General features: G+C 62.0%; 17 protein-coding genes and 1 pseudogene. 1 reads left to right on the top strand and 17 read right to left on the bottom strand.

The window, feature by feature from the left end:
• Positions 1–294: 294 nt before the first annotated feature.
• The 14 genes and pseudogenes from gcvT to arcD (E8E78_RS09850) form a co-directional block, all read right to left on the bottom strand.
• Positions 295–1416: a glycine cleavage system aminomethyltransferase GcvT gene (gcvT, locus tag E8E78_RS09915; RefSeq protein ID WP_049277603.1), complete on the bottom strand. Its 1122-nt coding sequence runs from the start codon at positions 1414–1416 to the stop codon at positions 295–297.
• A 27-nt stretch (positions 1417–1443) separates the two neighbouring features.
• Positions 1444–2820 carry an L-serine ammonia-lyase gene (locus E8E78_RS09910; protein WP_114942033.1) on the bottom strand — a complete coding sequence of 459 codons (1377 nt, stop codon included), beginning with the start codon at positions 2818–2820 and terminating at the stop codon, positions 1444–1446.
• Positions 2821–2974: 154 nt separating this feature from the next.
• On the bottom strand, positions 2975–5830 hold the full coding sequence (gene gcvP, locus E8E78_RS09905; RefSeq protein WP_049277599.1) for an aminomethyl-transferring glycine dehydrogenase: 2856 nt from the start codon (positions 5828–5830) through the stop codon (positions 2975–2977).
• An 11-nt stretch (positions 5831–5841) separates the two neighbouring features.
• Positions 5842–6225, bottom strand: a complete 384-nt coding sequence (gcvH, locus tag E8E78_RS09900; protein ID WP_049277597.1) for a glycine cleavage system protein GcvH — start codon at positions 6223–6225, stop codon at positions 5842–5844.
• A gap of 391 nt (positions 6226–6616) precedes the next feature.
• Positions 6617–6790 (bottom strand): annotated as a pseudogene (locus tag E8E78_RS09895) (chloride channel protein); the annotation flags it as partial.
• Between the two features lie 9 nt (positions 6791–6799).
• Positions 6800–8161, bottom strand: a complete 1362-nt coding sequence (gene nhaA, locus E8E78_RS09890; protein ID WP_049277595.1) for a Na+/H+ antiporter NhaA — start codon at positions 8159–8161, stop codon at positions 6800–6802.
• A gap of 278 nt (positions 8162–8439) precedes the next feature.
• Positions 8440–9894, bottom strand: coding sequence for a TrkH family potassium uptake protein (locus E8E78_RS09885; protein ID WP_059394657.1), 1455 nt, complete (start codon positions 9892–9894; stop codon positions 8440–8442).
• Positions 9895–10027: 133 nt separating this feature from the next.
• Complete coding sequence (gene gltS, locus E8E78_RS09880; protein ID WP_049277592.1) at positions 10028–11227, bottom strand: sodium/glutamate symporter; 1200 nt, start codon at positions 11225–11227, stop codon at positions 10028–10030.
• 127 nt (positions 11228–11354) lie between these two features.
• Positions 11355–12863: a sigma-54-dependent transcriptional regulator gene (locus E8E78_RS09875; RefSeq protein ID WP_016501299.1), complete on the bottom strand. Its 1509-nt coding sequence runs from the start codon at positions 12861–12863 to the stop codon at positions 11355–11357.
• Between the two features lie 170 nt (positions 12864–13033).
• Positions 13034–13402, bottom strand: coding sequence for a DUF5064 family protein (locus E8E78_RS09870; RefSeq protein ID WP_114942032.1), 369 nt, complete (start codon positions 13400–13402; stop codon positions 13034–13036).
• Between the two features lie 56 nt (positions 13403–13458).
• Positions 13459–14388 carry a carbamate kinase gene (arcC, locus tag E8E78_RS09865; RefSeq protein WP_043196856.1) on the bottom strand — a complete coding sequence of 310 codons (930 nt, stop codon included), beginning with the start codon at positions 14386–14388 and terminating at the stop codon, positions 13459–13461.
• A gap of 143 nt (positions 14389–14531) precedes the next feature.
• Positions 14532–15542 (bottom strand): ornithine carbamoyltransferase, encoded by a 1011-nt coding sequence (locus tag E8E78_RS09860; protein WP_016501296.1) that lies wholly within the window; start codon positions 15540–15542, stop codon positions 14532–14534.
• A gap of 69 nt (positions 15543–15611) precedes the next feature.
• Complete coding sequence (arcA, locus tag E8E78_RS09855) at positions 15612–16874, bottom strand: arginine deiminase (RefSeq protein WP_016501295.1); 1263 nt, start codon at positions 16872–16874, stop codon at positions 15612–15614.
• Positions 16875–16907: 33 nt separating this feature from the next.
• Positions 16908–18335, bottom strand: coding sequence for an arginine-ornithine antiporter (gene arcD, locus E8E78_RS09850; RefSeq protein ID WP_016501294.1), 1428 nt, complete (start codon positions 18333–18335; stop codon positions 16908–16910).
• A 436-nt stretch (positions 18336–18771) separates the two neighbouring features.
• On the opposite strand from arcD (E8E78_RS09850), the gene arcD (E8E78_RS09845) reads away from it, so the two are divergent.
• Positions 18772–20199, top strand: coding sequence for an arginine-ornithine antiporter (gene arcD / locus E8E78_RS09845; RefSeq protein ID WP_016501293.1), 1428 nt, complete (start codon positions 18772–18774; stop codon positions 20197–20199).
• On the opposite strand, the gene E8E78_RS09840 is transcribed toward arcD (E8E78_RS09845), so the two are convergent.
• The 3 genes from E8E78_RS09840 to E8E78_RS09830 all read right to left on the bottom strand — a co-directional run bounded on the left by E8E78_RS09840 (position 20179) and on the right by E8E78_RS09830 (position 24031).
• Positions 20179–20592 carry a YbaN family protein gene (locus E8E78_RS09840; protein ID WP_016501292.1) on the bottom strand — a complete coding sequence of 138 codons (414 nt, stop codon included), beginning with the start codon at positions 20590–20592 and terminating at the stop codon, positions 20179–20181. The genes arcD (E8E78_RS09845) and E8E78_RS09840 overlap by 21 nt on opposite strands.
• Before the next feature lie 54 nt (positions 20593–20646).
• Entirely contained in the window at positions 20647–21240 is a 594-nt protein-coding gene (locus E8E78_RS09835) for a biliverdin-producing heme oxygenase (protein WP_049277587.1), read from the bottom strand.
• 202 nt (positions 21241–21442) lie between these two features.
• Entirely contained in the window at positions 21443–24031 is a 2589-nt protein-coding gene (locus tag E8E78_RS09830) for a TonB-dependent receptor (RefSeq protein WP_049277584.1), read from the bottom strand.
• Positions 24032–24092: the final 61 nt, after the last annotated feature.

Raw genomic sequence — 24092 nt, 5'->3', positions numbered from 1 at the left:
AGACTACTGGGCTGGGTTGCAGGAAAGTAAGAGACGTCGAACGGGTTGTAGCAGATTGCGGCTACTGGCCCAGGTCACGAACTGTTGCGACCCATGCAAACACAGTGCAGTGACTCTACGACAACTCCCGAGCGAAAAACAAGCCCTTGGTCGAATGGAAAATCGGCCGCTTGCCGATAACCGACCAATTTGTCGGAAACGGCGTGGCGCCTGGCCTGGCGCCATGTTCAAAAGTTATTGGGCAGGTTCGAAAACGAATATGTCGAACCTGGCCACAACCTTCACAATGCCGTTTCAACCACGGTAGTAACGTTGCGCCACGAAAGGCATTTTGCTGACTTTCAAGGCAACCTTCTTGCCGCGCACCACGGCAAACAGTGCGGTGTCGAGTGCAGCATGTTCACTATCGATATAACCCATTGCAACAGGTGCGCCGAGTGTCGGGCCAAAGCCGCCGCTGCACACTTTACCTACCGGCTTATCGTTTGCATCGACAATATCCGCGCCTTCACGTACTGGCGTACGCTCCTGCGGCAACAGGCCGACACGTTTGCGCGCCACACCGTCGCGCTGGTGGGCAAAGATCGCTTCAGCGCCGGGGAAGCCGGCCGCACGTGCACCGTCGGCACGGCGCACCTTGGAAATCGCCCACAGCAGGCTCGCTTCGATCGGGGTGGTCTCGGTATTCATGTCATGGCCGTACAGGCACAGGCCGGCTTCCAGGCGCAGCGAGTCGCGTGCGCCCAGGCCGATAGGCTGTACTTCGGGCTCGGCCAGCAGGCGGCGGGCCAAGGCTTCGGCGGCCTGGACCGGTACCGAAATTTCGTAGCCGTCTTCGCCGGTGTAGCCTGAGCGGCTGACGAAGCAGTCTTCACCCAGCAGCTTTACCGGGCGGAACTGCATGAAGGTCATGCCGGCCACTTCCGGGGCCAGGCGCTCCAGCACCTTGACCGCTGCCGGCCCTTGCAGGGCAAGCAGGGCACGTAGTTCGAACAGCGGCTGCACCTCGCAACGGCTGCCGATGTGCGCTTGCAGGTGGGCCAGGTCCTGGTCCTTGCAGGCGGCGTTGACCACCAGGAACAGGGTGTCGTCGCCCAGGTTGGCAACCATCAGGTCGTCGAGAATGCCGCCTTGTTCATTGGTGAACATGGCGTAGCGCTGCATGCCCACCGGCAGGTCGATGATATCCACCGGCACCAGGCTTTCCAGGGCCTGGGCGGCATCGGCTCCGCGCAGGATGATCTGGCCCATGTGCGAGACATCGAACAGGCCGGCCTGCTCGCGGGTGTGCAGGTGTTCCTTGAGCACGCCCAGCGGGTACTGCACGGGCATGTCGTAGCCGGCAAACGGCACCATGCGCGCACCCAGTTCCAGGTGCAGGGCGTGCAGTGGGGTCTTGAGCAGTGTTTCGGACATCGGTGACTCCTTGGTTTTATTGTTGGGTCAACATTCGATGATGTTGACGGCAAGACCGCCGCGGGCGGTCTCCTTGTATTTGCTTTTCATGTCGGCGCCGGTCTGGCGCATGGTGCGGATGACCTTGTCGAGCGACACGAAGTGCTGACCGTCGCCGCGCAAGGCCATGCGTACCGCGTTGATCGCCTTCACCGAGCCCATGGCGTTGCGCTCGATGCAGGGCACCTGCACCAGCCCGCCTATCGGGTCGCAGGTCAGGCCAAGGTTGTGTTCCATGCCTATTTCGGCTGCGTTCTCCACCTGCTGCACGCTTCCGCCCATCACTTCGCACAGCGCGCCGGCGGCCATTGAACAGGCCACGCCGACTTCACCCTGGCAGCCCACTTCGGCGCCGGAGATGGAGGCGTTCTCCTTGTACAGGATGCCGATCGCTGCGGCGGTGAGCAGAAAACGCACCACCCCGTCGTCGCTGGCGCCCGGCACGAAGCGCATGTAGTAGTGCAGTACCGCCGGGACGATGCCCGCCGCGCCATTAGTGGGCGCGGTAACCACACGCCCGCCATTGGCGTTTTCCTCGTTCACCGCCAGGGCATATAGGTTGACCCAGTCGAGCACCGACAGCGCATCGCGCAGGCTGGCCTCCGGGTGACGGCTCAGCTGGCGATACAGGGCTGGCGCCCGCCGCTTGACCTTGAGCCCGCCCGGCAGGATGCCTTCATGCTGGCAGCCGGCTTCGACGCAATCCTGCATCACCTGCCAGATACGCAGCAGCCCGGCGCGGGTCTCCGCCTCCGGGCGCCAGGCGGCCTCGTTGGCCAGCATCACCTGGCTTACCGACAGGTTCTGCGTGGTGCAGTGGCCAAGCAGTTCCTTGGCGGTCTTGAACGGGTAGGGCAGCACGGTGCTGTCCTCGACGATACGGTCGTGGCCTGCGGCATCCTCGTCGACCACGAAACCACCGCCCACCGAATAGTATTCGCGGCTGCGGATTTGCAGGCCGGCGTCGTCGAAGGCGCGGAAGATCATGCCGTTGGGGTGGTAGTCCAGCGGCTTGCGGATCATTGCCAGGTGCTGCTTTTCGATGAACGCAATGCGCTGTTCGCCCAGCAGGTTGATGTGGCCGCTGTCGCGGATGGCCTGCAGGCGGCCTGGGACGGAGCCGGTGTCGACGGTGTCGGGGTGTTCACCTTCAAGGCCTAGCAGTACGGCCTTGTCACTGCCGTGGCCCTTGCCGGTGGCGCCCAGGGAGCCATACAGCTCGGCCTTGACGCTAACCGTGCTGTGCAGCAGGCCGTCGCGGCGCAGGCCTTCGGCGAAACGTGCGGCAGCACGCATCGGGCCGACCGTATGGGAGCTGGAGGGGCCGATGCCGATCTTGAACAGGTCGAAGACGCTCAGTGACATGGTGGTTCCTCCAGCCAGGAAAATTAGGCGGACGGTGAACCCTGTGGGAGCGGGCGTGCCCGCGAATGCGTCGGTGAAGTCATCATCGCATTCGCGGGCGCGCCCGCTCCCACAGAGGTCCACACCTCAAGTCAGGTAGCGGGCCTGAGAGCAATCAGGCGTCCTGATAGCTCTCGATCGACGGGCAAGCGCACACCAGGTTGCGGTCTCCGAACACGTTGTCGACCCGGCCGACCGGCGGCCAGTACTTGCTTTCCACCAGGCTTGGCAGCGGGTAGACCGCCTGCTCGCGGCTGTAGCCGTGGGCCCACTCGCCAACCAGCTCGGCCGCCGTGTGCGGGGCGTTCTTGAGCGGGTTGTCGTCCTTGTCCAGGCTACCGCTTTCGACCGCACGGATTTCTTCGCGGATCTGGATCATCGCGTCGCAGAAGCGGTCCAGTTCTTCCTTGGCCTCACTTTCGGTCGGTTCGATCATCAGCGTGCCGGCCACCGGGAAGGACATGGTCGGGGCGTGGAAACCGAAGTCGATCAGGCGCTTGGCCACGTCGTCGACGCTGATGCCGCTGGTGTCTTTCAGTGGGCGCAGGTCGAGGATGCACTCGTGGGCCACCAGGCCATTGCCACCGGTATACAGAACAGGATAGTGCTCTTCCAGGCGGCGGGCGATGTAGTTGGCGTTGAGGATCGCCATCTGCGAAGCACGCTTGAGGCCGGCACCGCCCATCATGCGGATGTACATCCAGGTGATTGGCAGGATGCTGGCGCTGCCGAACGGTGCGGCGCACACCGCCCCTTCGGTGTTTTCCAGCTGCGCATGGCCAGGCAAGAACGGCGCCAGGTGCGACTTGACGCCAATCGGGCCAACGCCCGGGCCGCCGCCACCGTGGGGGATGCAGAAGGTCTTGTGCAGGTTCAGGTGGGACACGTCGCCGCCGAACTTGCCCGGGGCGCACAGGCCGACCATGGCGTTCATGTTGGCGCCGTCGATGTACACCTGGCCACCGTTGTCGTGGATGATCGCGCAGATTTCGCCGATCGCTTCCTCGAACACACCGTGGGTCGACGGGTAGGTGATCATGATCGCGGCCAGGCGCTCGCGGTGCTCGATGGCCTTGGCGCGCAGGTCCTCGACATCGACGTTGCCGCGGGCGTCACAGGCGGTGACGACTACGCGCATGCCAGCCATGTGTGCGGTGGCCGGGTTGGTGCCGTGGGCCGACGACGGGATCAGGCAGATGTCGCGGTGGCTTTCGCCACGGCTGCGGTGGTAGGCACGGATGGCCAGCAGGCCTGCGTACTCGCCTTGGGAGCCGGCGTTGGGCTGCAGCGACACGGCGTCATAGCCGGTGGCGGCGCACAGCATGGCTTCCAGCTCGGTGGTCATCTGCAGGTAGCCCTGGCTCTGCGCGGCCGGGGCGAACGGGTGCAGGTTGCCGAACTCGGCCCAGGTAACCGGGATCATTTCACTGGCCGCGTTCAGCTTCATGGTGCACGAGCCCAGCGGGATCATGCTGCGGTCCAGTGCCAGGTCCTTGTCGGCCAGGCGGCGCAGGTAGCGCATCAGCTCGGTTTCGCTGTGGTAACGGTTGAACACCGGGTGTTCGAGGATGGCCGACTGGCGCAGCAGGGCGGCAGGCAGCAGCGAACCGGTGCTGGCAGCCAGGGCGGCGAAGTCAGGCTGGGCCTTGTCGTCACCGAACAGCTGCCACAGGGATTCTACGTCTGCCTGGCTGCTGGTTTCGTCCAGCGACAGGCCCACGTGGGCGGCGTCGACCTGGCGCAGGTTGATGCCCTGGGCGCGTGCATTGTCATGCAGGGTTGCGGTGGCAGTGCCAGTAGCCAGGGTCAGGGTGTCGAAGGCGCTGGCGCCCACTACCTGGACGCCCAGCGTCTTCAGGCCGGCGGCCAGGATCGCGGTCAGTGCATGGGTGCGTTCGGCAATGCGCTTGAGGCCGGCCGGGCCGTGGTAAACGGCGAACATGCTGGCGATGTTGGCCAGCAGCACCTGGGCGGTGCAGATGTTGCTGGTGGCCTTTTCGCGGCGGATGTGCTGCTCGCGGGTCTGCATGGCCAGGCGCAGGGCGGTTTTGCCGAAGCGGTCGATCGATACGCCGACCAGGCGGCCCGGCATGTCGCGCTTGAACGCGTCCCGGGTGGCGAAGTAAGCCGCGTGCGGGCCACCGAAGCCCAGTGGTACGCCAAAACGCTGGGCGCTGCCGATGGCCACGTCGGCGTCGAATTCGCCCGGCGGGGTCAACAGGGTAAGGGCCAACAGGTCGGCGGCCACGGCGACCAGGGCGTTGGCGGCGTGGAAGCGCTGAACCACTTCACGGTAGTCAAACACTTCACCGTTGCTGGCGGGGTATTGCAGCAGGGCGCCGAAGAAGGCACTCACATCACCCAGCTCACGCTCGTCGCCGACCACCACCTCGATACCCAGCGGTTCGGCACGGGTGCGCAGCACGTCGAGGGTTTGCGGGTGGCAGTGCACGGAGGCGAAGAAGGCGTGGCTGGCCTTGTTCTTCGACAGACGCTTGCAGAAGGTCATGGCCTCGGCTGCAGCAGTAGCTTCGTCGAGCAGGGAGGCGTTGGCGATCGGTAGGCCGGTCAGGTCGCTGATCAGGGTCTGGAAGTTCAGCAGCGCTTCCAGGCGGCCTTGGGAAATTTCTGGCTGGTACGGGGTGTAGGCGGTGTACCAGGCCGGGTTTTCCAGCAGGTTGCGCAGGATCGGCGCCGGGGTGTGGGTGTTGTAGTAGCCCTGGCCGATGTAGCTTTTGAACAGTTGGTTCTTGCCGGCGATGGCCTTGAGCGCGGCGAGCGCGTCGGCTTCGCTCTGGCCGTCGTGCGAGCCCAGTACGCTGGTGCCCTTGATGCTGTCGGGAATGACTGCGGCCGTCATGGCGTCCAGCGAGTCGAAGCCCAGGGCGGCGAGCATGGCCTGCTCGTCAGCGGCGCGCGGGCCGATGTGACGGGCAATGAATTCGTTGGCGGTGCTGAGGTTGATGGTCATGGCGGGGTTCCTCAGGCGTCGTCGTTGGCTTTGATCAGGCGGTCGTAGGCGTCCTGGTCGAGCAGGGCGGTGACTTCGCTCATGTCGGCCGGGTTGAAGCGGAAGAACCAGCCTTCCCCCATCGGGTCTTCGTTGACCAGTTCAGGGCTGCTTTCGAGCTGGCTGTTGACCTCGACCACTTCGCCGGTCAGCGGCATGTACACGCCGCTGGCGGCCTTGACCGACTCGACGGTGGACGCTTCGCTGCCTTTCTCATACTGCTGCAACTCGGGCAGTTGCACGAAAACCACATCGCCAAGGGCGTTCTGGGCGTAGGCAGTGATGCCCACGGTGACGCTACCATCGGCTTCGACGCGCAGCCATTCGTGATCTTCAGTGAAACGCAACTCGCTCATGGGGAATCCTCGGGAAGCAGGGCGTTGGGCGCGGTGGCTCCGCGCTCTTGGGTTGGGATTCTCTAAGCAAAAATACGGCCAGTTAGTAAAAACCCATATAAAACAATTAGTTAGACAGTTTCTTGAATTGTCATCTGGTTTTCATGGAACGAAAACGCTACAGATGGCAGAGCAGGAAAAACCGTTTGGGCATCAAACCCCTGTGGAGGCGCTCTTGAATGGGTGTGTATTGATTTCGTTGCACTGTAACTAAATCGATACATGCCCATTCGTACGCGGCCTGCCACTTGCATTGCAACTTGCCGACAATCACCCTGGTTCAGGCGAGACGATTGATCGTGTCGAAAAAGCCGTGATCGAAGCCATTGAGCAGCGTATTACACGCGTCCAAGGCGGTCAGTGGGGAACGGGTCACTCCGGCAAGGTAGGCGCCCATTCCAAGTAGTTCGCATGCTTGGGGATCGACCTCGGGTAGCACTGACAGCAGTGGCGCCAATGCGGCGCCGATACTCAGCGAAGGCAAAAAGAGCCCGCCGGGGATGCCCGAAAGATACGAAACGACATTGGAATGTTGCTAGGCGGGCGAACTTGCTCTGGTCGCGGATGCTGCTCTGCGTATGCTCCATACACCCCAGGTCAAGCCCAGTACGGCCGCGATCAACGACGCGGACAGAACGCCAAGTTTCGCTGCTCCCAGTGAGCCAGGGTCGACGAAGGCGAGGTTGGCGATGAAGATCGACATGGTGAAGCCGATGCCGGCCAGCAGCCCAACCAGGATGATGCTACGCCAGTTGACGTCAGCGGGAAGTACGCACCAGCCCAGGCGGACCATCAGCCAACTGACACACACGATGCCCAAGGGCTTGCCAGCGACCAGTGCGACAGCCACGGCGATCATGACCCACTGGGGGGCCTCGGCGGACAGGTCTACGCCCGAAAGGCTGACGCCGGCATTGGCCAAGGCAAACACAGGCATGATGCCGAAAGCTACCCAAGGGTGCAGGGCGCCTTGCATGCGTACCACCGGCGGCACCAGTTCGCGCTGCGCCAGACGCAGTCGTTTCAAAGGGTCGATGAGGTCGCTGGCATCTTGCTCGGGGGCTTTGGCCCGCCCCAGCAATTCTCCGGTGAAACGGGTAATTGCATCCAGTGGCCGCTCACGCATCGGCATGGCGGTCACCGGTGTCATCAGGCCCAGCACAACGCCTGCGAGGGTGGGGTGGGCACCGGTCAACAAGATGCCCAGCCAGACCAGAGCGCCAGGAACGATATAGGCGTAGGCCGTACCCACGCCGATCTTCTGCAGCCCGACCACCATTAGCAGGCCGATCACGGCAACGCCGAAACCGCTGTAATCAAGGCCGCCTGAATAGAAGAATGCGATGATCAGGACTGCGATGATGTCATCGATGATTGCCAGGGCGAGCAGAAACACCCGTACGTTGGACGGGATGGATTTGCCGAGCAGCGCCAATACGCCGACCGCAAATGCGATATCCGTGGCGGTTGGAACTGCCCAGCCTTGTTGTTCTGCCGACGCGTGGCCAAAACTCAGGTAGAGAAGTGCGGGCACCGCTACCCCGCCGACGGCGGCTGCCATGGGCAGCGTGGCCTGGCGCAGGCTGGACAGGGCGCCCTCGTGGATCTCCCGGCGGATTTCCATGCCAACGACCAGGAAGAAGATGGTCATCAGGCCGTCATTGATCCAGAAATGCAGGGACTGCGAATAGACCAGCGAACCCACGCCGATCGTCAAAGGGGTATGCCAGAGGGCTTCATAACTGTCGGCAGACGGGGAGTTCGCCCAGACCAGGGCGGCGACGGCGGCAATCAGTAGAACAACGCCGCTGACCGCTTCAATGTGTACAAAGCGTTCAAGGTTGGCGAAGGCACGCTCGGCCAGCTTCTGGGCGCGAGGCATTTCTTTTTTTTGCATAGGCGCAGGTACTCCCGCATGGCGGCCCGACCTGCGCTGTTTTTTAACCTGCCTCACTGCACTGTGCAGTTGGCACCCGTCCGGTAGTCTACCGAACAACCGTTCTCAGGTGAACCAAGCGGGTTGCGTAATCAAGCGTTGCCAGGCCCCGCCACACCCGCCAAACGGCCGGTGGCTGGCAGCGTCGCCTGCGCAATATCGCCATGATGCCGCCAGGATTACGACATCATGGCGTGGAGCCGCGACGATGTAATTGGCGATTTTCTCGATCAGTCTGCCTAGAACCGCCAGAACGCAGGAGAGACCAGAACCAGTATGGTGAGGATTTCGAGTCGTCCAAGCAGCATGCCGATTGTCAGCAACCACTTGGCAGCGTCCGACAACGAGGCGAAATTACCCGCAGGACCGATAATCGTACCCAGGCCTGGCCCAACGTTGCACACGGCGGTGGCAGCACCGCTCAACGCCGTTGTCCAGTCGAGCCCGAGCAGTGACAGACCAAGGGCGATGACCGCGATGGTAACCGAGAAAAAGAACGAGAACGTCAACAAGGAGCGCACGATCTCTTCATCGATGGGGTGCCCATTGTATTTCTTCGAAATCGTTGCGCGCGGATGAATCAACTGTTTCAGGCTGCTCACCAGCAAGGCCGCGGCGACCTGGAAACGAAATATCTTCAAGCCGCCAGCCGTAGAGCCTGAGCAGCCACCGACGAACGTCAGGTAAAAGAACAGCATGACGGCGAAGCTACCCCAGAGCGTGTAATCACCCAAGGCGACGCCCGTTGTGGTCACCACCGAGGTCACGTTGACCGCGACGATACGAAACGCATCCCACCATGACAGGTCGCTGTGCCAGCACAGCCAGGTTCCGACCGTAAGCCACACGAAGACGAGGAAACCGATAAAGCCGCGGACTTGATGGTCCTTGAGCAGGATGCGCCGATGGCCACGCAGGGTGGCGACATACAGGGTGAAGGGCAAGCTGCCGAGGATCATGATGACCACGGCCACCCAATGCACCCCCGGCTGCACCCAATGCCCCAGCGAGGCATCCGAGGTTGAAAAGCCGCCGGTTGAAATCAGCGACATCGAATGGTTGATAGCCTCGAACGGGGTCATGCCGACAGCCCACAACGCCAATGCACCCAGCGTTGTCAGGCCCAGGTAGACCAGCAGGATGACCTTGGCCGCCACATGTGAACGCGGCGTTACCTTGTCGGACCAGTCTGATGACTCGGTCTGGAACAGGCGCATGCCGCCTACGCGCAGCAGGGGCAGGATCGCCACGGCCATGCCGATAAAGCCGATGCCCCCCAGCCAATGCAGCAGCGAACGCCAGATCAGCAGCCCTGGCGATGCACTATCCAGCCCAGTCAGCACTGTCGAGCCGGTGGTGGTAATCCCTGACATGGTCTCGAAGAAAGCGTCCGTGTAACTGATGTGCCGAATGAACACCATCGGCAGGGCCGCAAAGGCGCACACGACGACCCAGCTTGCGGTGGTGAGGAAGTACATGTCCCTGGCCCGCAACTGCGGTGTCTCGGGAACGCCTCGCGCCACCATGACCAGGCCGGCGCACAGGGCGATCAGGCTCGACCAGACGAACGCCCCCAGGTCGTCGCTGCGGTTATACAGCAGCAGTGTCAGCATCGGGATCACCATGCTGACAGCCAACGTGATCAGGAATACACCGATGATAAAAGCTATGAAACGCAATGCTGGAAGCGTCATCGAGTGGGCTCGTCTGGACAAAGGCGGCAGTATTGCGTGCTCTACGGTAGTGTCGAGTAAAAAAGTCGTAAAGCCCTGCGCGTTCGCCCGGTCATGCCCAGTAGTGGCTACATGGATGGTTGGATGTTTTAACTCACGCTAAAAAGGGTAATGCCAGGTACAGCTTGATCACGATGACATTGATGATATCGATGAAGAACGCCCCTACCATCGGCACTACCAGGAAGGCGATGTGCGAGGCGCCGTAGCGCTGGGTGACTGCCTGCATGTTGGCGATGGCCGTCGGCGTTGCCCCCAGGCCGAAACCGCAGTGCCCGGCAGCCAGTACTGCCGCATCGTAGTTGCGGCCCATCACCCTGAACGTCACGAAGATCGCGAACAGTGCCATGACCAGTGTTTGCGTGGCCAGCAATATGAAGAAGGGTAAGGCCAGTGCGGCCAGGTCCCACAACTTCAGCGACATCAAGGCAATGGCCAGGAACAGGGACAGACTGACATTGCCCAAGACCGAAACTTCCCGCTCGAATACACGGTAGAAGCCGAATGCGGAAAGACCGTTGCGCAACAACACGCCGACGAACAATACGCACACGAAGGTCGGTAATTCAAATGCAGTGCTTTTCAATAAACCGTGAAGCAGGGTGCCCGCCAGCAAGCTGACGGCAATCAGGGCCAAGGTTTCGATGAATGAAGATGATGTAATCAGGCGCTCTTTATTCGGCTGCTCAAAGCCTTTTGGCAGTTGGGGGGCTTCTTCTTCGCTACCGTGCGTCTTTACCCGCTTGATCAGCAGCCTGGCAACCGGGCCGCCAATCAGGCCGCCCAATACCAGGCCGAAAGTGGCAGAGGCCATCGCCAGTTCGGAGGCCGAAGGCAGGCCAAATTTTTCAGTGAACGTCGCGCCCCAGGCGGCGCCTGTGCCGTGGCCACCGGAGAGGCTGATCGAACCCGCCAGCAGGCCCATCAACGGGTCGAGCCCCAAGGCCGTTGCCAGGCCGATGCCCATGGCGTTCTGCACCAGGAGCAAGCCAGTCACCACCAGCAGGAACACGGCGACCACGCGCCCGCCTTTCTTCAGGCTGGCGAAGTCTGCACTCAAACCGATGGTGGCGAAGAACGCCAGCATCAACGGGGTTTGCAATGAGGTATCAAACTGGACCTGTATATCGAAGCTGCGTAATGCCAAGAGTGCCAAGGCAACGACCAATCCGCCTGCAACAGGTTCGGGGATATTGTAAACGCGCAGGAAACCAATACGCGCGACCAGCCCGCGCCCCAGTAGCAGTACTAAAGAGGCGGCTACAAGTGTCCCGTAAAAATCGAGTTCAAACATCAAGGTACTCTTCGTTCAAGGTGACATGCGAGATTACGATGTCACCATTCTACGGCGAGCACTCCAGTCAATTGCGGCTACGCGGCTAGGAAAAGTCTGAATGAGCTGTCGGTTTTGACGACACGCTTCAAAGTTTCCCGGGTATTCCATATTTACGCAGTCGCTGGGCAATAGCGGTATGCGAAGTTTGCAAGCGCCCGGCCAGTTGCCGCGTCGACGGGTAACTGGCATACAGGCGCTGTAACAGTTCCCGCTCGAAATCACCCACGGCCTGTTCCAGGCTGGCCACTTCGCCGTCCTGCCCGCGGGCCACCGAGGTGCCGGCAATGTCCAGGTCGCCGATATCCACCAGGTTGCCCTCGCAGATGGCTGCAGCGCGGAAAATCACGTTCTGTAGCTGGCGCACGTTGCCCGGCCAAGGGTTGGCCAGCAGTGCAGAGTGGGTGGCGGGGGTCAGCCGGCAGGCTGGGCGCTGGATCTGCGTGCAGGCTTGCTGCATGAAGAAGTGCGCCAGCATCAGGATGTCCTGGCCCCTGTCGCGCAGGGGCGGTACCTGCAGGTTGAGCACGTTGAGGCGGTAGAACAGGTCTTCGCGGAAGCTGCCTTCGGCGACCATGCGCTCCAGGTCGCGGTGGGTGGCGCTGATGATGCGCACGTCCACCTTCACTTCGCGGTCACCGCCCACCCGACGGAAGCTGCCATCGCTTAGAAAACGCAGCAGCTTGGCCTGCAAATACGGTGACATTTCGCCAATTTCATCAAGGAACACCGTGCCCTGGTTGGCCAGCTCCATCAGCCCGGGCTTGCCACCGCGTTGCGCGCCGGTGAAGGCGCCAGGGGCGTAACCGAACAACTCGCTCTCGGCCAGGCTTTCGGGCAGTGCGGCACAGTTCAGGGCCAGGAACGGTGCCGCATGGCGGCTGCTGATGGCATGGCAGGCGCGGGCCACCAGCTCTTTACCGGTGCCGGTTTCGCCATGCACCAGCAGCGGTGCATCGAGCGCCGCCACGCGCAGGGCGCGGGCCTTGAGCGTGCGGATGGCGGGCGACTCGCCGAGCAGGGCATCGAAGCCTTCGGCGTGGTCGTGGTGCAGGGCCGACAGGCGTTCGCCCATGCGCGTTGGGGGGTACAGCGTCAGCAGGCCACCGGCGTTGGTGATCGGCATGGCGTCCAGCAGCAGGCTCTGGCCGTTGAGCTGCATCTCGCGCATGGGCAGGTGGAAGTTGTTGTCCAGCAGCGCTTGCAGCAGCGCGGGGTCGCCAAACAGTTCCCCCACCGAGCGCCCGGCGGATTCGCGGCCGCACAGGGCGATCAGCGCCGGGTTGGCCAGCAGCACCAGGCCTGCGCTGTCCACTGCCAGCACCGGGTCGCTCATTGCTGCCAGCAGGGCATCGAGCTGCAGGTGACGACGCTGACCCGGGAGGATGTCGACCACGTCCACCGATTGCACGCCCTGCACCTCGAACAGTGCGTCATGCAGTTCTTCGAGCACGGCGGGGCTGAGGGTGGGGGCGTCGATGTAGACGTTCGGCGGGACCATCTCCACGGCGTCCAGGTTGAGGTGGCGGGCACCGAGCAGGGCGAGGACTTCCTGGGTGATGCCGACGCGGTCGATGAAGCTGACGTGGATGCGCATGAGGAGGCGAAAGGTGGTGGCCGGGGAGGGCGGTAGTATGCCTTAACATCGCCGGGGCCGCTGTGCGGCCCCATCGCGACACAAGGCCGCTCCCACAAAGTTTATGCATTCTCCTGTAGGAGCGGCCTTGTGCCGCGAATGGGCTGCAAAGCAGCCCCGAGATCTTGAATTCACTCGAGATGTTCAGGCTTGATCGGGTCTCCCGATTTCACATCGAGCTTTTCGCGAATGTCCGCAAACATATAGTCGTAGAGTTTGTGCGGCGAGCTCAGGGTCTCGAATTTCTTCGGCGGCGCCAGATACGACTGCGCCTTGCGAGTCAGCAGCATGAGAAAGCTTGGCAGCACCTGGTCCTTGGCGAGGAAGAACTTTTCTTCCACAGGCTTGCCTTCGATGCTGCCATGCATGCGGAACTGAATGCCTCTGCCTTCCTTGGGGTCCGACGCTGCTTCGTACTCGATGTTCAGGTCATAGCTGTGGTCGGTATTGTTCAGCGCAGTGCGCTCGATGTGTACATGACCGGGGTGGTACTGGGCCATGGCTAGCTCCTTTGGAAGGTCGAAAACGGCGGGCACCTGGCGCCCGCCAACTGCATTCAACGGTAGCTGATCCCAGGCTTCGCGGTGGAAACCCGTGTGCCGGCAGTACCTTTGACAATGTCTTCAATGTTTTCCAGCGAACTGATTACCGCCACCTTGCCGGTGTTGCGGGCAAAGTCACTGGCCGCTTGCACCTTCGGCCCCATGGAGCCTGCGGCGAAGCCAAGGCGTTCGAGTTCGTCCGGATGAGCCTGGGCAATGGCCTTCTGCGTCGGCTTGCCCCAGTCAATGTAGGCTGCATCGACGTCAGTGGCGATAATCAGAAGGTCGGCTTCCAGTTGCTCGGCCAGCAGTGCCGAGCACAGGTCCTTGTCGATCACCGCTTCGATACCTTTGAGCTTGCGGTTTTCATCGTACATGGTGGGGATGCCGCCACCGCCTGCGCAAATCACGATGCTGTTTTTTTCCAACAGCCACTTGATCGGGCGGATTTCGAAGATGCGCTTGGGTTTCGGGCTGGCCACCACACGGCGGTACTTGTCGCCATCGGCCTTGACCACCCAGCCTTTCTCCTTGGCCAGGCGCTCGGCCTCTTCCTTGCTGTAGACCGGGCCGATGAACTTGGTCGGGTCCTTGAAGGCGGGGTCGTTGGCGTCCACTTCCACCTGGGTCAGCAGGGTGGCGAACGGCACCTCGAAGGCCAGCAGGTTGCCCAGTTCCTGTTCGATCATGTAGCCGATCATGCCTTCGGTTTCGGCACCCAGCACGTCCAGTGGGTAAGCCTCGTCAGGCTTGTAGGACAGTGCCTGAAGCGACAGCAGCCCGACTTGCGGACCGTTGCCGTGGGCGATGACCAGTTCGTTGCCAGGGTGAATCTTGGCGATCTGTTCGGTGGCGGTGCGGATATTGGCGCGCTGGTTGTCAGCGGTCATGGGCTCGCCGCGACGCAGCAGGGCGTTGCCGCCCAATGCAACAACGATACGCATGGGGAATGTCCTTTACGCAGATGGGGTGAGCACCTCGATCCTTTGTGGGAGCTGGCTTGCCGGCGATCACCGGCGAAGCCGGTGCCATGCACCGGGTTGCCTGCATCGCCGGCAAGCCAGCTCCCACAGGAGCGGGGTGGTTGTCAGAGGTCAGCCAGGGTCGACACCAGGATCGCTTTGATGGTGTGCATGCGGTTTTCCGCCTGCTCGAAGGCGATGCAGGCCGGCGACTCGAACACGTCGTCAGTCACTTCGATGCCGTTGGCCAGGTCCGGGTATTGTTCGGCGATCTGCTTGCCTACCTTGGTGTCGGAGTTATGGAACGCCGGCAGGCAGTGCATGAACTTGGTCCGTGGGTTGCCAGTGGACTTCATCAGCTCGGCATTCACCTGGTAAGGCTTGAGCTGCTTGATGCGCTCACCCCAGGCTTCGATCGGCTCGCCCATCGATACCCATACGTCGGTATGAACAAAGTCCACACCCTTGACCGCCGCTTTCGGGTCTTCGGTGAGGGTGATGCGGGCGCCGCTTTCCTCAGCGTACTTCTTGCAGCGCTCGACCAGGTCGTCATGCGGCCAAAGTGCCTTTGGCGCGGCGATGCGCACATCCATGCCGAGCTTGGCGCCAATCAGCAGCAGCGAGTTGCCCATGTTGTTGCGGGCGTCGCCCAGGTAGGCGTAGCTGATGTCGTGCAGCGGCTTGTCGCTGTTCTCGCGCATGGTGAGCACGTCAGCGATCATCTGGGTGGGGTGGTACTCATCGGTCAGGCCGTTGAACACCGGTACGCCGGCAAACTTGGCCAGCTCTTCGACGATTTCCTGCTTGAAGCCACGGTACTCGATGGCGTCGTACATGCGCCCGAGCACGCGGGCGGTGTCCTTCATGCTCTCTTTGTGGCCGATCTGCGAAGAGTTGGGGTCGATGTAGGTAACGTTCGCGCCCTGGTCGTAAGCCGCCACTTCGAAGGCGCAGCGGGTACGGGTGGAGGTTTTTTCGAAGATCAGCGCGATGTTGTTGCCCTTCAGGTGCTGCTGCTCGGTGCCAGTGTACTTGGCACGCTTGAGGTCGCGGGACAGGTCCAGCAGGTAGCGCAGTTCGCGGTTGGTGTGGTGTTCCAGGCTGAGCAGGTTGCGGTTGTGAATGTTGAACGCCATGATTGCTTCTCCTTGAGTCCGGTAGTGTCCCGGCCGGCACTTTGTGGGCGCGGCCGGGTGCAATGGTCGTTAGTAGTCGATCGGGTCACGCACAATCGGGCAGGTCATGCAGTGGCCGCCGCCCCGGCCCCGGCCCAGTTCGCCGGCGCTGATGGTGATGACCTCGATGCCGGCCTTGCGCAGCAGGGTGTTGGTGTAGGTGTTGCGGTCATAGCCGATGACCACGCCCGGCTCGATGGCCACCACGTTGTTGCCGTCATCCCACTGCTCGCGCTCGGCGGCAAAGCTGTTGCCGCCGGTCTCGACCACGCGCAGCTTGTCTTTCTTGCCCAGCAACTGCTCGGATACCACCTCGAGGAACGAGGCATCCTGGGGCGCGATGTTCATGCCATAGGGCTTGCTGGAGTCTGGGGTGATGATGAATGGCTTGATCTCTTTCACCACCTCCGGGAATACCGTTACCAGGTCGCGGTCGCAGAAGCTGAACACGGTGTCCAGGTGCATCGCCGCGCGGGACTTCGGCAGCCCGGCGACGATGATTTTCTCGGCCGCGCCTTTCTCGAACAGGTTCTGAGCGAGTTGGCCGATGGCATGGCGCGAGGTGCGCTCACCCATGCCGATCAGCACGATGCCCTTGCCGACCGGCATCACGTCGCCGCCCTCGAGGGTGGCGTTGCCGTGATCCTTGTCCGGGTCGCCATACCAGACCTGGAAGTCAGCACCGGTGAATTCCTTGTGGAACTTGTAAATGGCTGTGGTCAGCAGGGTTTCCTGGCGTCGCGCAGGCCAGTACATCGGGTTGAGCGTCACGCCACCGTAGATCCAGCAGGTGGTGTCGCGGGTGAACTGGGTGTTAGGCAGTGGTGGCAGAATGAAGCTGGAGTGGCCGAGGTACTTGTTGTACATCTTGATCACTTCGGCGCCTTCGCTGACTGGAAGGTCCTGGCCTGCCACGCCGCCAATCAGGAACTCTGCCAGGTGGCGTGGTTCCAGCCCTTCGAGCCAGCTACGCACCTCGTTGGTCAGGCCGACACCCACGGTGTCAGAGGTAATCTTGCGGTCAAGGATCCACTTGAGGGCTTCGGGTTGCTGCACGATGTCGGTCAGCAGGTTGTGCATTTCCAGCACATCCACGCCGCGCTCGCGCATTTTGGTGACGAAGTCGAAATGGTCACGCTTGGCCTGGTCGACCCAGATCACATCGTCGAACAGCAGCTCGTCACAGTTGCTCGGCGTCAGGCGCTTGTGCGCCAGGCCCGGCGAGCAAACCATCACTTTGCGCAGTTTGCCGGCTTCGGAGTGGACACCGTACTTCTGTTTTTCAGCGGACATGGTTTCATTCCTCCAATTGAACGAAGACGTGGGTCAAAGGGTCAGGAAGCCGTCATACAGGCCATAAGCTGCCACCAGGGCGCCAATGACCACGGCTGCGAAGATCAGTTTTTCCACGTTGGTGAAGATAGGTTGGCCAACTTCACGCTTGGCTTTGGCGAACAAAATCGCCCCAGGTGCGTAGAGCAGGGCCGAGAGCAGCAGGTATTTCACGCCGCCGGCGTACAGCAGCCAGATGGCGTACAGCAGGGCGATGCCGCCGATGATCAGGTCTTTCTTGCGTTCGGCCAGGGCCTGCTCGTAGGTTTCGCTGCGCAGTGCCAGCAGGAACGCATAGGCTGCCGACCACAGGTAGGGCACCAGGATCATCGAGGTGGCGAGGTAGATCAGCGACAGGTAGGTGCTGTTGGAGAACAGCGTGATCACCAGGAAGATCTGCACCATGGCGTTGGTAAGCCACAGGGCGTTGGCCGGTACCTGGTTGGCATTTTCGCGGCGCAGGAACTCCGGCATGGTGTGGTCTTTGGCGGCAGCGAACATGATCTCGGCGCACAGCAGTACCCACGAAAGCAAGGCCCCCAACAGCGAGATGATCAGGCCGACGCTGATCAGCACCGCGCCCCAGTGGCCGACCACATGCTCCAGTACGGCTGCCATCGACGGGTTCTGCAGCTTGGCCAGTTCCGGTTGGGTCATGATGCCCAGCGACAGTACGTTGACCAGCACCAGGAACAGCAGCACGGTGACAAAGCCGATGACCGTGGCCTTGCCCACGTCTGAGCGCTTTTCCGCCCGGGACGAGAAGATGCTCGCGCCCTCGATGCCGATGAACACCCACACGGTGACCAGCATCATGTTGCGCACCTGGTTCATCACGCTGCCCAGCTCCGGTGTACCCAGGGCCCAGATGTCGGCGGTGAAGATGTCGAGCCTGAAGGCAAACAGGCAGATCAGCGCGAACAGCACCAGCGGCACCACCTTGGCCACGGTGGTGACCAGGTTGATGAACGCTGCTTCCTTGATGCCACGCAGCACCAGGAAGTGCACTGCCCACAACAGGATCGACGCGCCAATGATGGCGGCCGGCGTGTTGCCTTCACCGAAGATCGGGAAGAAGTAGCCCAAGGTGCTGAACAACAGCACGAAGTAGCCGACGTTGCCAAGCCAGGCGCTGATCCAGTAGCCCCAGGCCGAAGAGAAGCCCATGTAGTCGCCGAAACCGGCCTTGGCGTAGGCATACACCCCGCCATCCAGGTCAGGCTTGCGGTTGGCCAGGGTCTGGAACACGAACGCCAGGGTCAGCATGCCGACCGCGGTGATGCCCCAGCCGATCAGCACAGCGCCAACCCCTGCACTGGCGGCCATGTTTTGCGGCAGCGAGAAGATCCCGCCGCCAATCATCGAACCGACGACAAGTGCAACTAACGCGCCGAGCTTTAGTTTTCCGGATGAATCAGACATTTAACAACTCCTGCCAGGAGAAAGTTGACGTCAGCATAAATCCGACGCCGTTGCCGTAAGCTGACTTGTGTCAGTTTAAGGCGACGTGAAGGTGAGAAATTTCCTTCACGGGTGCTCCTGGAGAGTGCCGACAGCTTAAGCTGCAAGCCTTGCGCGCTGGCACCTCCATGTCTTTCTAGAGCAAACGCTCTGTTCAGCCTGCGATGCTTGAAGCTAGCCGTTTTTGACGCTTTCGCAAATTTTTCACAATAATTTTGAGTTTTATCGGGAACTGTTCTAGTTGCTATCCAGCTGCTAGCTTTTAACGAAGGGTGCATAGACAAAGCAGTTATGAGTGCTATAGCTTGAGTGGCGGGTTTTCTTATAAGTAACCACATGTATATGGCCCGCAGGGCTGTTTCAAAGGCATGACAGCGCGAAAAAAAATGGGGGATGCATGAGCGAACCGGGACAGAAGTTGCGCCTGGGCGCGCTGATCGCACTGGTGGTCGGCTCGATGATTGGCGGCGGGATCTTCTCGCTGCCGCAGAACATGGCGGCGCGTGCCGATGTCGGGGCGGTGCTGATCGGCTGGGGCATCACCGCCGTCGGCATGCTGGCCCTGGCCTTCGTGTTCCAGACCCTTGCCAACCGCAAGCCAGAACTGGACTCGGGGGTGTACGCCTACGCCAAGGCGGGTTTCGGCGACTATATGGGCTTCTCTTCGGCCTGGGGCTACTGGATCAGCGCCTGGCTGGGCAACGTCGGTTATTTCGTACTGCTGTTCAGCACCTTGGGCTTCTACTTTCCGGTTTTCGGCGAAGGCAACACGCCGATCGCCATCGGCTGCGCCTCACTGCTGCTGTGGTCGGTGCATTTTCTGGTGCTGCGCGGCATCAAGGAAGCCGCGTTCATCAACCAGGTGACCACCGTGGCCAAGGTGGTGCCGTTGCTGATGTTCGTGGTGATTGCGGCGTTCGCCTTTCGTGCCGATATCTTCACCCGTGACATCTGGGGCCTGAGCAACCCGCAATTCGGCAGCGTGCTGGAGCAGGTGCGCAACATGATGCTGGTGACCGTGTTCGTGTTCATCGGCATCGAGGGCGCCAGCGTGTACTCCGGGCGCGCCGAGCGTCGTTCGGATGTGGGCAAGGCCACCGTCATCGGTTTTCTGGGTGTGCTGGCGCTGCTGGTGCTGGTCAACGTGCTTTCGCTGGGGGTGATGACCCAGCCTGAACTGGCCGGTTTGCAAAACCCGTCGCTGGCCTCGGTGCTGGAGCATATCGTCGGCCCTTGGGGGGCGTTGCTGATCAGCCTCGGCTTGGCGGTTTCGCTGCTGGGTGCGTTGCTGTCGTGGGCGCTGCTGTGTGCCGAGATCCTGTTCGCCACGGCGCGGGACAAGACCATGCCGCGCTTCCTGGCCAAGGAAAACGCCAACCATGTGCCCTCCAACGCCCTGTGGCTGACCAACTGCATGATCCAGGGCTTCCTGCTGATTACGCTGTTCTCGGCCGGTACCTACACCAGCCTCATCTACCTGGCTTCGTCGATGATCCTGGTGCCTTACCTGTGGTCGGCGGCGTATGCCGTGCTGCTGGCTGTGCGTGCAGAAACCTACGCCGGGCAACCGGGGCTGCGCCGCAAGGACTTGCTGGTGGCGCTGGTTGCCTTGCTGTACGCCGTATGGCTGTTGTATGCCGGCGGGCTCAAATACCTGCTGTTGTCGGCGCTGCTGTATGCCCCCGGCGTGATCCTGTTTGCCAGGGCCAAGCATGAGCAGGGCCAGGCATTGTTCACCACATGGGAAAAGCTGATTTTCGCCGCCGTGCTGGCGGGCGCTGCACTGGCGGCCTACGCCCTGTACTCAGGGCTGTTGAGCTTGTGACGGGGCAGGGCAGGCGTGTTCCGGGCGTGACCAGATCCACAGGTTGCCCAAGGTCATGCCGGCGATTGCCAGGAACACGGGCCAGTGGTGCTCCAGAAACGTCAGCATCAGGCCCGCGCACAGCAGCATGCTGATGGTAGCGCTTACCTTGGCCCGGCGCTGGATCACCTTGCCGTTGCGCCAGTTGTAGAGAATCGGCCCGAATAGCCGGTGGTTCTCCAGCCAGGCAGACAGGCGCGGCGAGCTGCGGGTCGCCGCCCAGGCGGCCAGTAGGATGAATTCGGTGGTCGGCAAACCGGGTATGACGATTGCGACCAAGCCCACCCCAAGGCTCACGTAAGCCAGGATTCCATACAACAGGCGGGCGATCTTCGAGCGGGCAGGTCGGGTCATGGTCTCACTGCAAAAAGCGGTTCGGCCACCGGTAGGGTGGCCGGTTACGGCGTATCAGACCAGCGCGGCATCCGCAGCATAGGCATGTTTGAGCAGTTCGGTGAAACGCTCGAAGGCGGCAACTGCACCGCGTTCGGCAGCGGCTTCCTCTTCAGCCGACAGCTCAAGGCCATCGAGGATGCGGGTGAACTGCTTCCAGCCTTCGGCACGGCCACCGGCTGGCTCGCCCAGGTGGCGGGCACCGAAGGTGTCGGACAGCTCCAGGGCCACGGCACGCTTGATCAGAAACGCAGCGCCCAGTTTGGAGCCTTCAGAGACGAAGATCCAGCCCATTGCCTCGCCCAGGCTCGGCTTGCTCACGGCGCCTGGCACGGCGGCTGGCACTTCGGTGTCGAGGTCGGCGAGGTCCAGGCGGGCCTGGTCGGCACGGCAGCGCTCGGCCAGGTCGGGGACTATGGCGTTCAGCTGCGGATCGTTGTACAGGGCTTGCAGCTCGGACTGGAACAGGTACTGGGCAACGACGAAGCGGGCGAAGCTTTCGCGGCTGTCGAAGGGCGCGTGGGATTTGACCAGGGCATCCAGCTCGGCGTGCGGGGCGTGGGTGATCTGGTTCAGGCGCTGGGAGCGCAGGGCTGGGCGTTCGGTCATGGGGCAGTCCTTGGAAAGAGGGGCGTCTAGATACAAGACGAAACAGCGGCGGCGGGACAGTAAAAAAACTGGGTTGTAGTGTTGTCTGTACCGTCCTCTTCGCGGGCACGCCCGCTCCCACAGGTTCAACGCAGGCCGTGGACCTGTGATGTTTCTGTGGGAGCGGGCGTGCCCGCGAAGAGGCCGGTACAGGCGGAAGGGATCAGATATCCCAAACCACATTGATACCGAAGTTGCGCCCCGGCATGGTCAGGCGGTCGATGTTGGCTGGCTGGGTCACAGCGGCTTCACCCTGGCCGTCGTAGCTGCGCACCGAGTCCCACTGCCAGTATTTCTTGTCGGTGAGGTTGTACAGGCCGGCGTTGATGGTCACGTCGTCGGTCACCTTGTAGAAGCCGGTCAGGTCCAGCACGCCGTAGCCCGGGGTGCGGAACTTCGAGCTCGAACCGTCTGGCGAGTAGAAGCTGGAGTCGTCGACACGGGTCTTGCGCTTGACCAGCGTCCAGCTCAGCAGGCCGCCGTAGTTCTGCTGCTCGTAACCGAGGCCGAACACGCCCTTCAGCGGGTTGACGCTGTTCAGCGGCTCACCGGTGTCATCGTTGCGACCATAGGTGTAGGCAATAGAACCCTGGGTATACAGGCCTTGCGGCGCGCCGAAGTGATCCAGGTTCAGGCGGCCCTTGACCTCGGCACCCTTGATGGTGGCGTGCTTGATGTTGTTGGCCTGGAAGGTCTGTTCCAGATTGGCGCTTTGCACCGCATCTTCGTCGATGAAGTCGCGGTACTTGTTGTAGAACACCGCGACGTCGAAGTTACCCGCGTCGAAGTTGCCACGCAGGCCGGTTTCATAGCTCTTGCTCTTTTCCGGTTCCAGGCCTGGGTTGCCTTCTACGCGGTAACCTTCCTCAAGGTTCACGAACTTTCCGTACATGGCCTTGGCGGTCGGGGTACGGAACCCTTCGGCATACTGGCCATACCAGGTGTAATTGTCGTTGAAAGCGTAGGTCAGGCCGAACTTGGGCGAGACGCGGTGCCATTTCTTGTCCGAGTCGTCCTGGGAGGTGGGTGCCGTGCCGGTGGACTCCAGGCCACGCAGGAATTCGTCGGTGAACTTGGGTTCCATGCGCGTGTAGTCGTAGCGCGCACCGGGCATGAAGGTCCAGTTGTTCCAGCGGATTTCATCCTGCACGAACAGGCTGTAGGTGTTCACGGTCGGGTCCGGGAAGTCGCTGACCAGAACCTGGCCGTCTGCCGGGCGTTCGGCGCCTGCGGCGGAGCAACCGGAGCCCACGGCCAGGCAGGTGCCCGTGCCGCTGCGCGTACCGGTGATTTTCTCGTGCTTGATCGTGGTGCCATAGGTCAGCAGGTGGTCGGTGGCGCCGATGCTGAATGCCTTGTCCAGCTGGGCATCGAAGACCCACTGGCGGTCCTTGTAGGTCGTGTCACGCGTGCGCAGTACCTGGCGGCCAGGCGGTGCGTAGACTTCTTCGGTGTGCTGGTCGGTCTTGGCGATCTGGTAGTTGAGGCTCCACTTGACGTGGTCAGCGACCAGCGAATCCAGGCCGAACTCATGGTTGATGCCAAAGCGCTCGCGGGTAATGGTGTCGTTGCCACTGCGCGCCTTGTAGTAACCCATGCCGCCAAAGCCCGGAATGAACGGCCCGCCCACCGCGCTGAGGATGTTCTGGTCGCGGTCATCCTTGTAGCGCTCGTAGGTGAAGCCCAGGCGCGCGTCGTCGTCGTAGTTCCAGCCCAGCTTGGCCAGCACGTTGGTGGTGCGCACGTCCATCGGGTTGGCTTCGGTGCGCGACAGGCCGGCACCGCTGTGGCTGCCGTGGGTTTCGGTCTCGTGGCCGTTCCGCTGGCTCAGGTGCAGCAGGCCATCGAAATCACCCTCGCGGCCGGCCACGGTGGCGGAGGTCAGCCAGCTTTCGTCGGCCGAGCTGTAGCCGGTCTTCAGCCGCGCACCGACGTCCTTGCCGGGCTTGATGATGTCGTCGGGGTCGAGGGTGAAGTAGCTCACAGCGCCGCCGATGGCATTGCTGCCGTACAGCACCGAGGCCGGGCCGCGGAGGATTTCCACGCGCTTGACGATTTCCGGGTCGACGTAGTTGCGTTGGGTCTGGGCGTAGGGGCCGTAGAAGAAACTGTCCGGGATCGATACACCGTCGACCTGGGTGAGGATCCGCTCGCCGTCGATACCACGGATGTTGTAGCCGTTCAGGCCGCTGCGCTGGCCGGTGCCGGCCACCGATACGCCCGGCTCGTAGCGCACCAGGTCCTGGATGTTGTTGACGTTCTGCCGGTCCAGCTGCTCTCGGGTCTGCACACTGACGGTGCTTGGCACCTGGCTGACGTCCTGGGCACTCCGGGTGGCGCTGACGGTCACCTGCTGCAGGGCGATTACGTTGCCGCCAGCCTGGCGCTCAAGCACCACGTTGCCGTTGCTGATCTTGCGAAAACTCAGCCCGGTACCCTGCAGCAGGCGCTTGAGGGCGGCATCTGGCGGCAGCGAGCCTTGTACACCCGGCGAAGCCACGCCGTCGGCCAGCTCGGCGCTGAAGCCGACTTGCCAGCCGGTGACCTGGCTGAAGGCATTGATCGCCGACACCAGCGGCTGCTGGCCGATGCTGAAGCGGTAGTCACCCATGCGCGGGCTGCTGGCCTGGGCCGGTTCGGCGGCCAGCGCTGGCAGGCTGCAAGCGCCGCTGGCGAGCAGGGCCAGGGTCATCAGGGACAGTTGCCCGGTTCGGCGGGGAAGGGTGGACGTGCGGGTAGGACCAGTGGACATCGAAAGCGCTCCCTGATGCGCGGGCTGTTATAGGTGATTGCTGTTCTCGTTTTCAAACAAG

The organism is Pseudomonas sp. BN505, assembly GCF_029873175.1.
Classification (GTDB): domain Bacteria; phylum Pseudomonadota; class Gammaproteobacteria; order Pseudomonadales; family Pseudomonadaceae; genus Aquipseudomonas; species Aquipseudomonas putida.
This window is presented reverse-complemented; position numbering and strand designations above follow the sequence as displayed.

Coding starts and splice junctions, on each gene's coding strand:
- gcvT (WP_049277603.1), bottom strand. CDS start 1,416: ATGTCCGAAACACTGCTCAAGACCCCACTGCACGCCCTGCACCTGGAA.
- E8E78_RS09910 (WP_114942033.1), bottom strand. CDS start 2,820: ATGTCACTGAGCGTCTTCGACCTGTTCAAGATCGGCATCGGCCCCTCC.
- gcvP (WP_049277599.1), bottom strand. CDS start 5,830: ATGACCATCAACCTCAGCACCGCCAACGAATTCATTGCCCGTCACATC.
- gcvH (WP_049277597.1), bottom strand. CDS start 6,225: ATGAGCGAGTTGCGTTTCACTGAAGATCACGAATGGCTGCGCGTCGAA.
- nhaA (WP_049277595.1), bottom strand. CDS start 8,161: ATGCAAAAAAAAGAAATGCCTCGCGCCCAGAAGCTGGCCGAGCGTGCC.
- E8E78_RS09885 (WP_059394657.1), bottom strand. CDS start 9,894: ATGACGCTTCCAGCATTGCGTTTCATAGCTTTTATCATCGGTGTATTC.
- gltS (WP_049277592.1), bottom strand. CDS start 11,227: ATGTTTGAACTCGATTTTTACGGGACACTTGTAGCCGCCTCTTTAGTA.
- E8E78_RS09875 (WP_016501299.1), bottom strand. CDS start 12,863: ATGCGCATCCACGTCAGCTTCATCGACCGCGTCGGCATCACCCAGGAA.
- E8E78_RS09870 (WP_114942032.1), bottom strand. CDS start 13,402: ATGGCCCAGTACCACCCCGGTCATGTACACATCGAGCGCACTGCGCTG.
- arcC (WP_043196856.1), bottom strand. CDS start 14,388: ATGCGTATCGTTGTTGCATTGGGCGGCAACGCCCTGCTGCGTCGCGGC.
- E8E78_RS09860 (WP_016501296.1), bottom strand. CDS start 15,542: ATGGCGTTCAACATTCACAACCGCAACCTGCTCAGCCTGGAACACCAC.
- arcA (WP_016501295.1), bottom strand. CDS start 16,874: ATGTCCGCTGAAAAACAGAAGTACGGTGTCCACTCCGAAGCCGGCAAA.
- arcD (WP_016501294.1), bottom strand. CDS start 18,335: ATGTCTGATTCATCCGGAAAACTAAAGCTCGGCGCGTTAGTTGCACTT.
- arcD (WP_016501293.1), top strand. CDS start 18,772: ATGAGCGAACCGGGACAGAAGTTGCGCCTGGGCGCGCTGATCGCACTG.
- E8E78_RS09840 (WP_016501292.1), bottom strand. CDS start 20,592: ATGACCCGACCTGCCCGCTCGAAGATCGCCCGCCTGTTGTATGGAATC.
- E8E78_RS09835 (WP_049277587.1), bottom strand. CDS start 21,240: ATGACCGAACGCCCAGCCCTGCGCTCCCAGCGCCTGAACCAGATCACC.
- E8E78_RS09830 (WP_049277584.1), bottom strand. CDS start 24,031: ATGTCCACTGGTCCTACCCGCACGTCCACCCTTCCCCGCCGAACCGGG.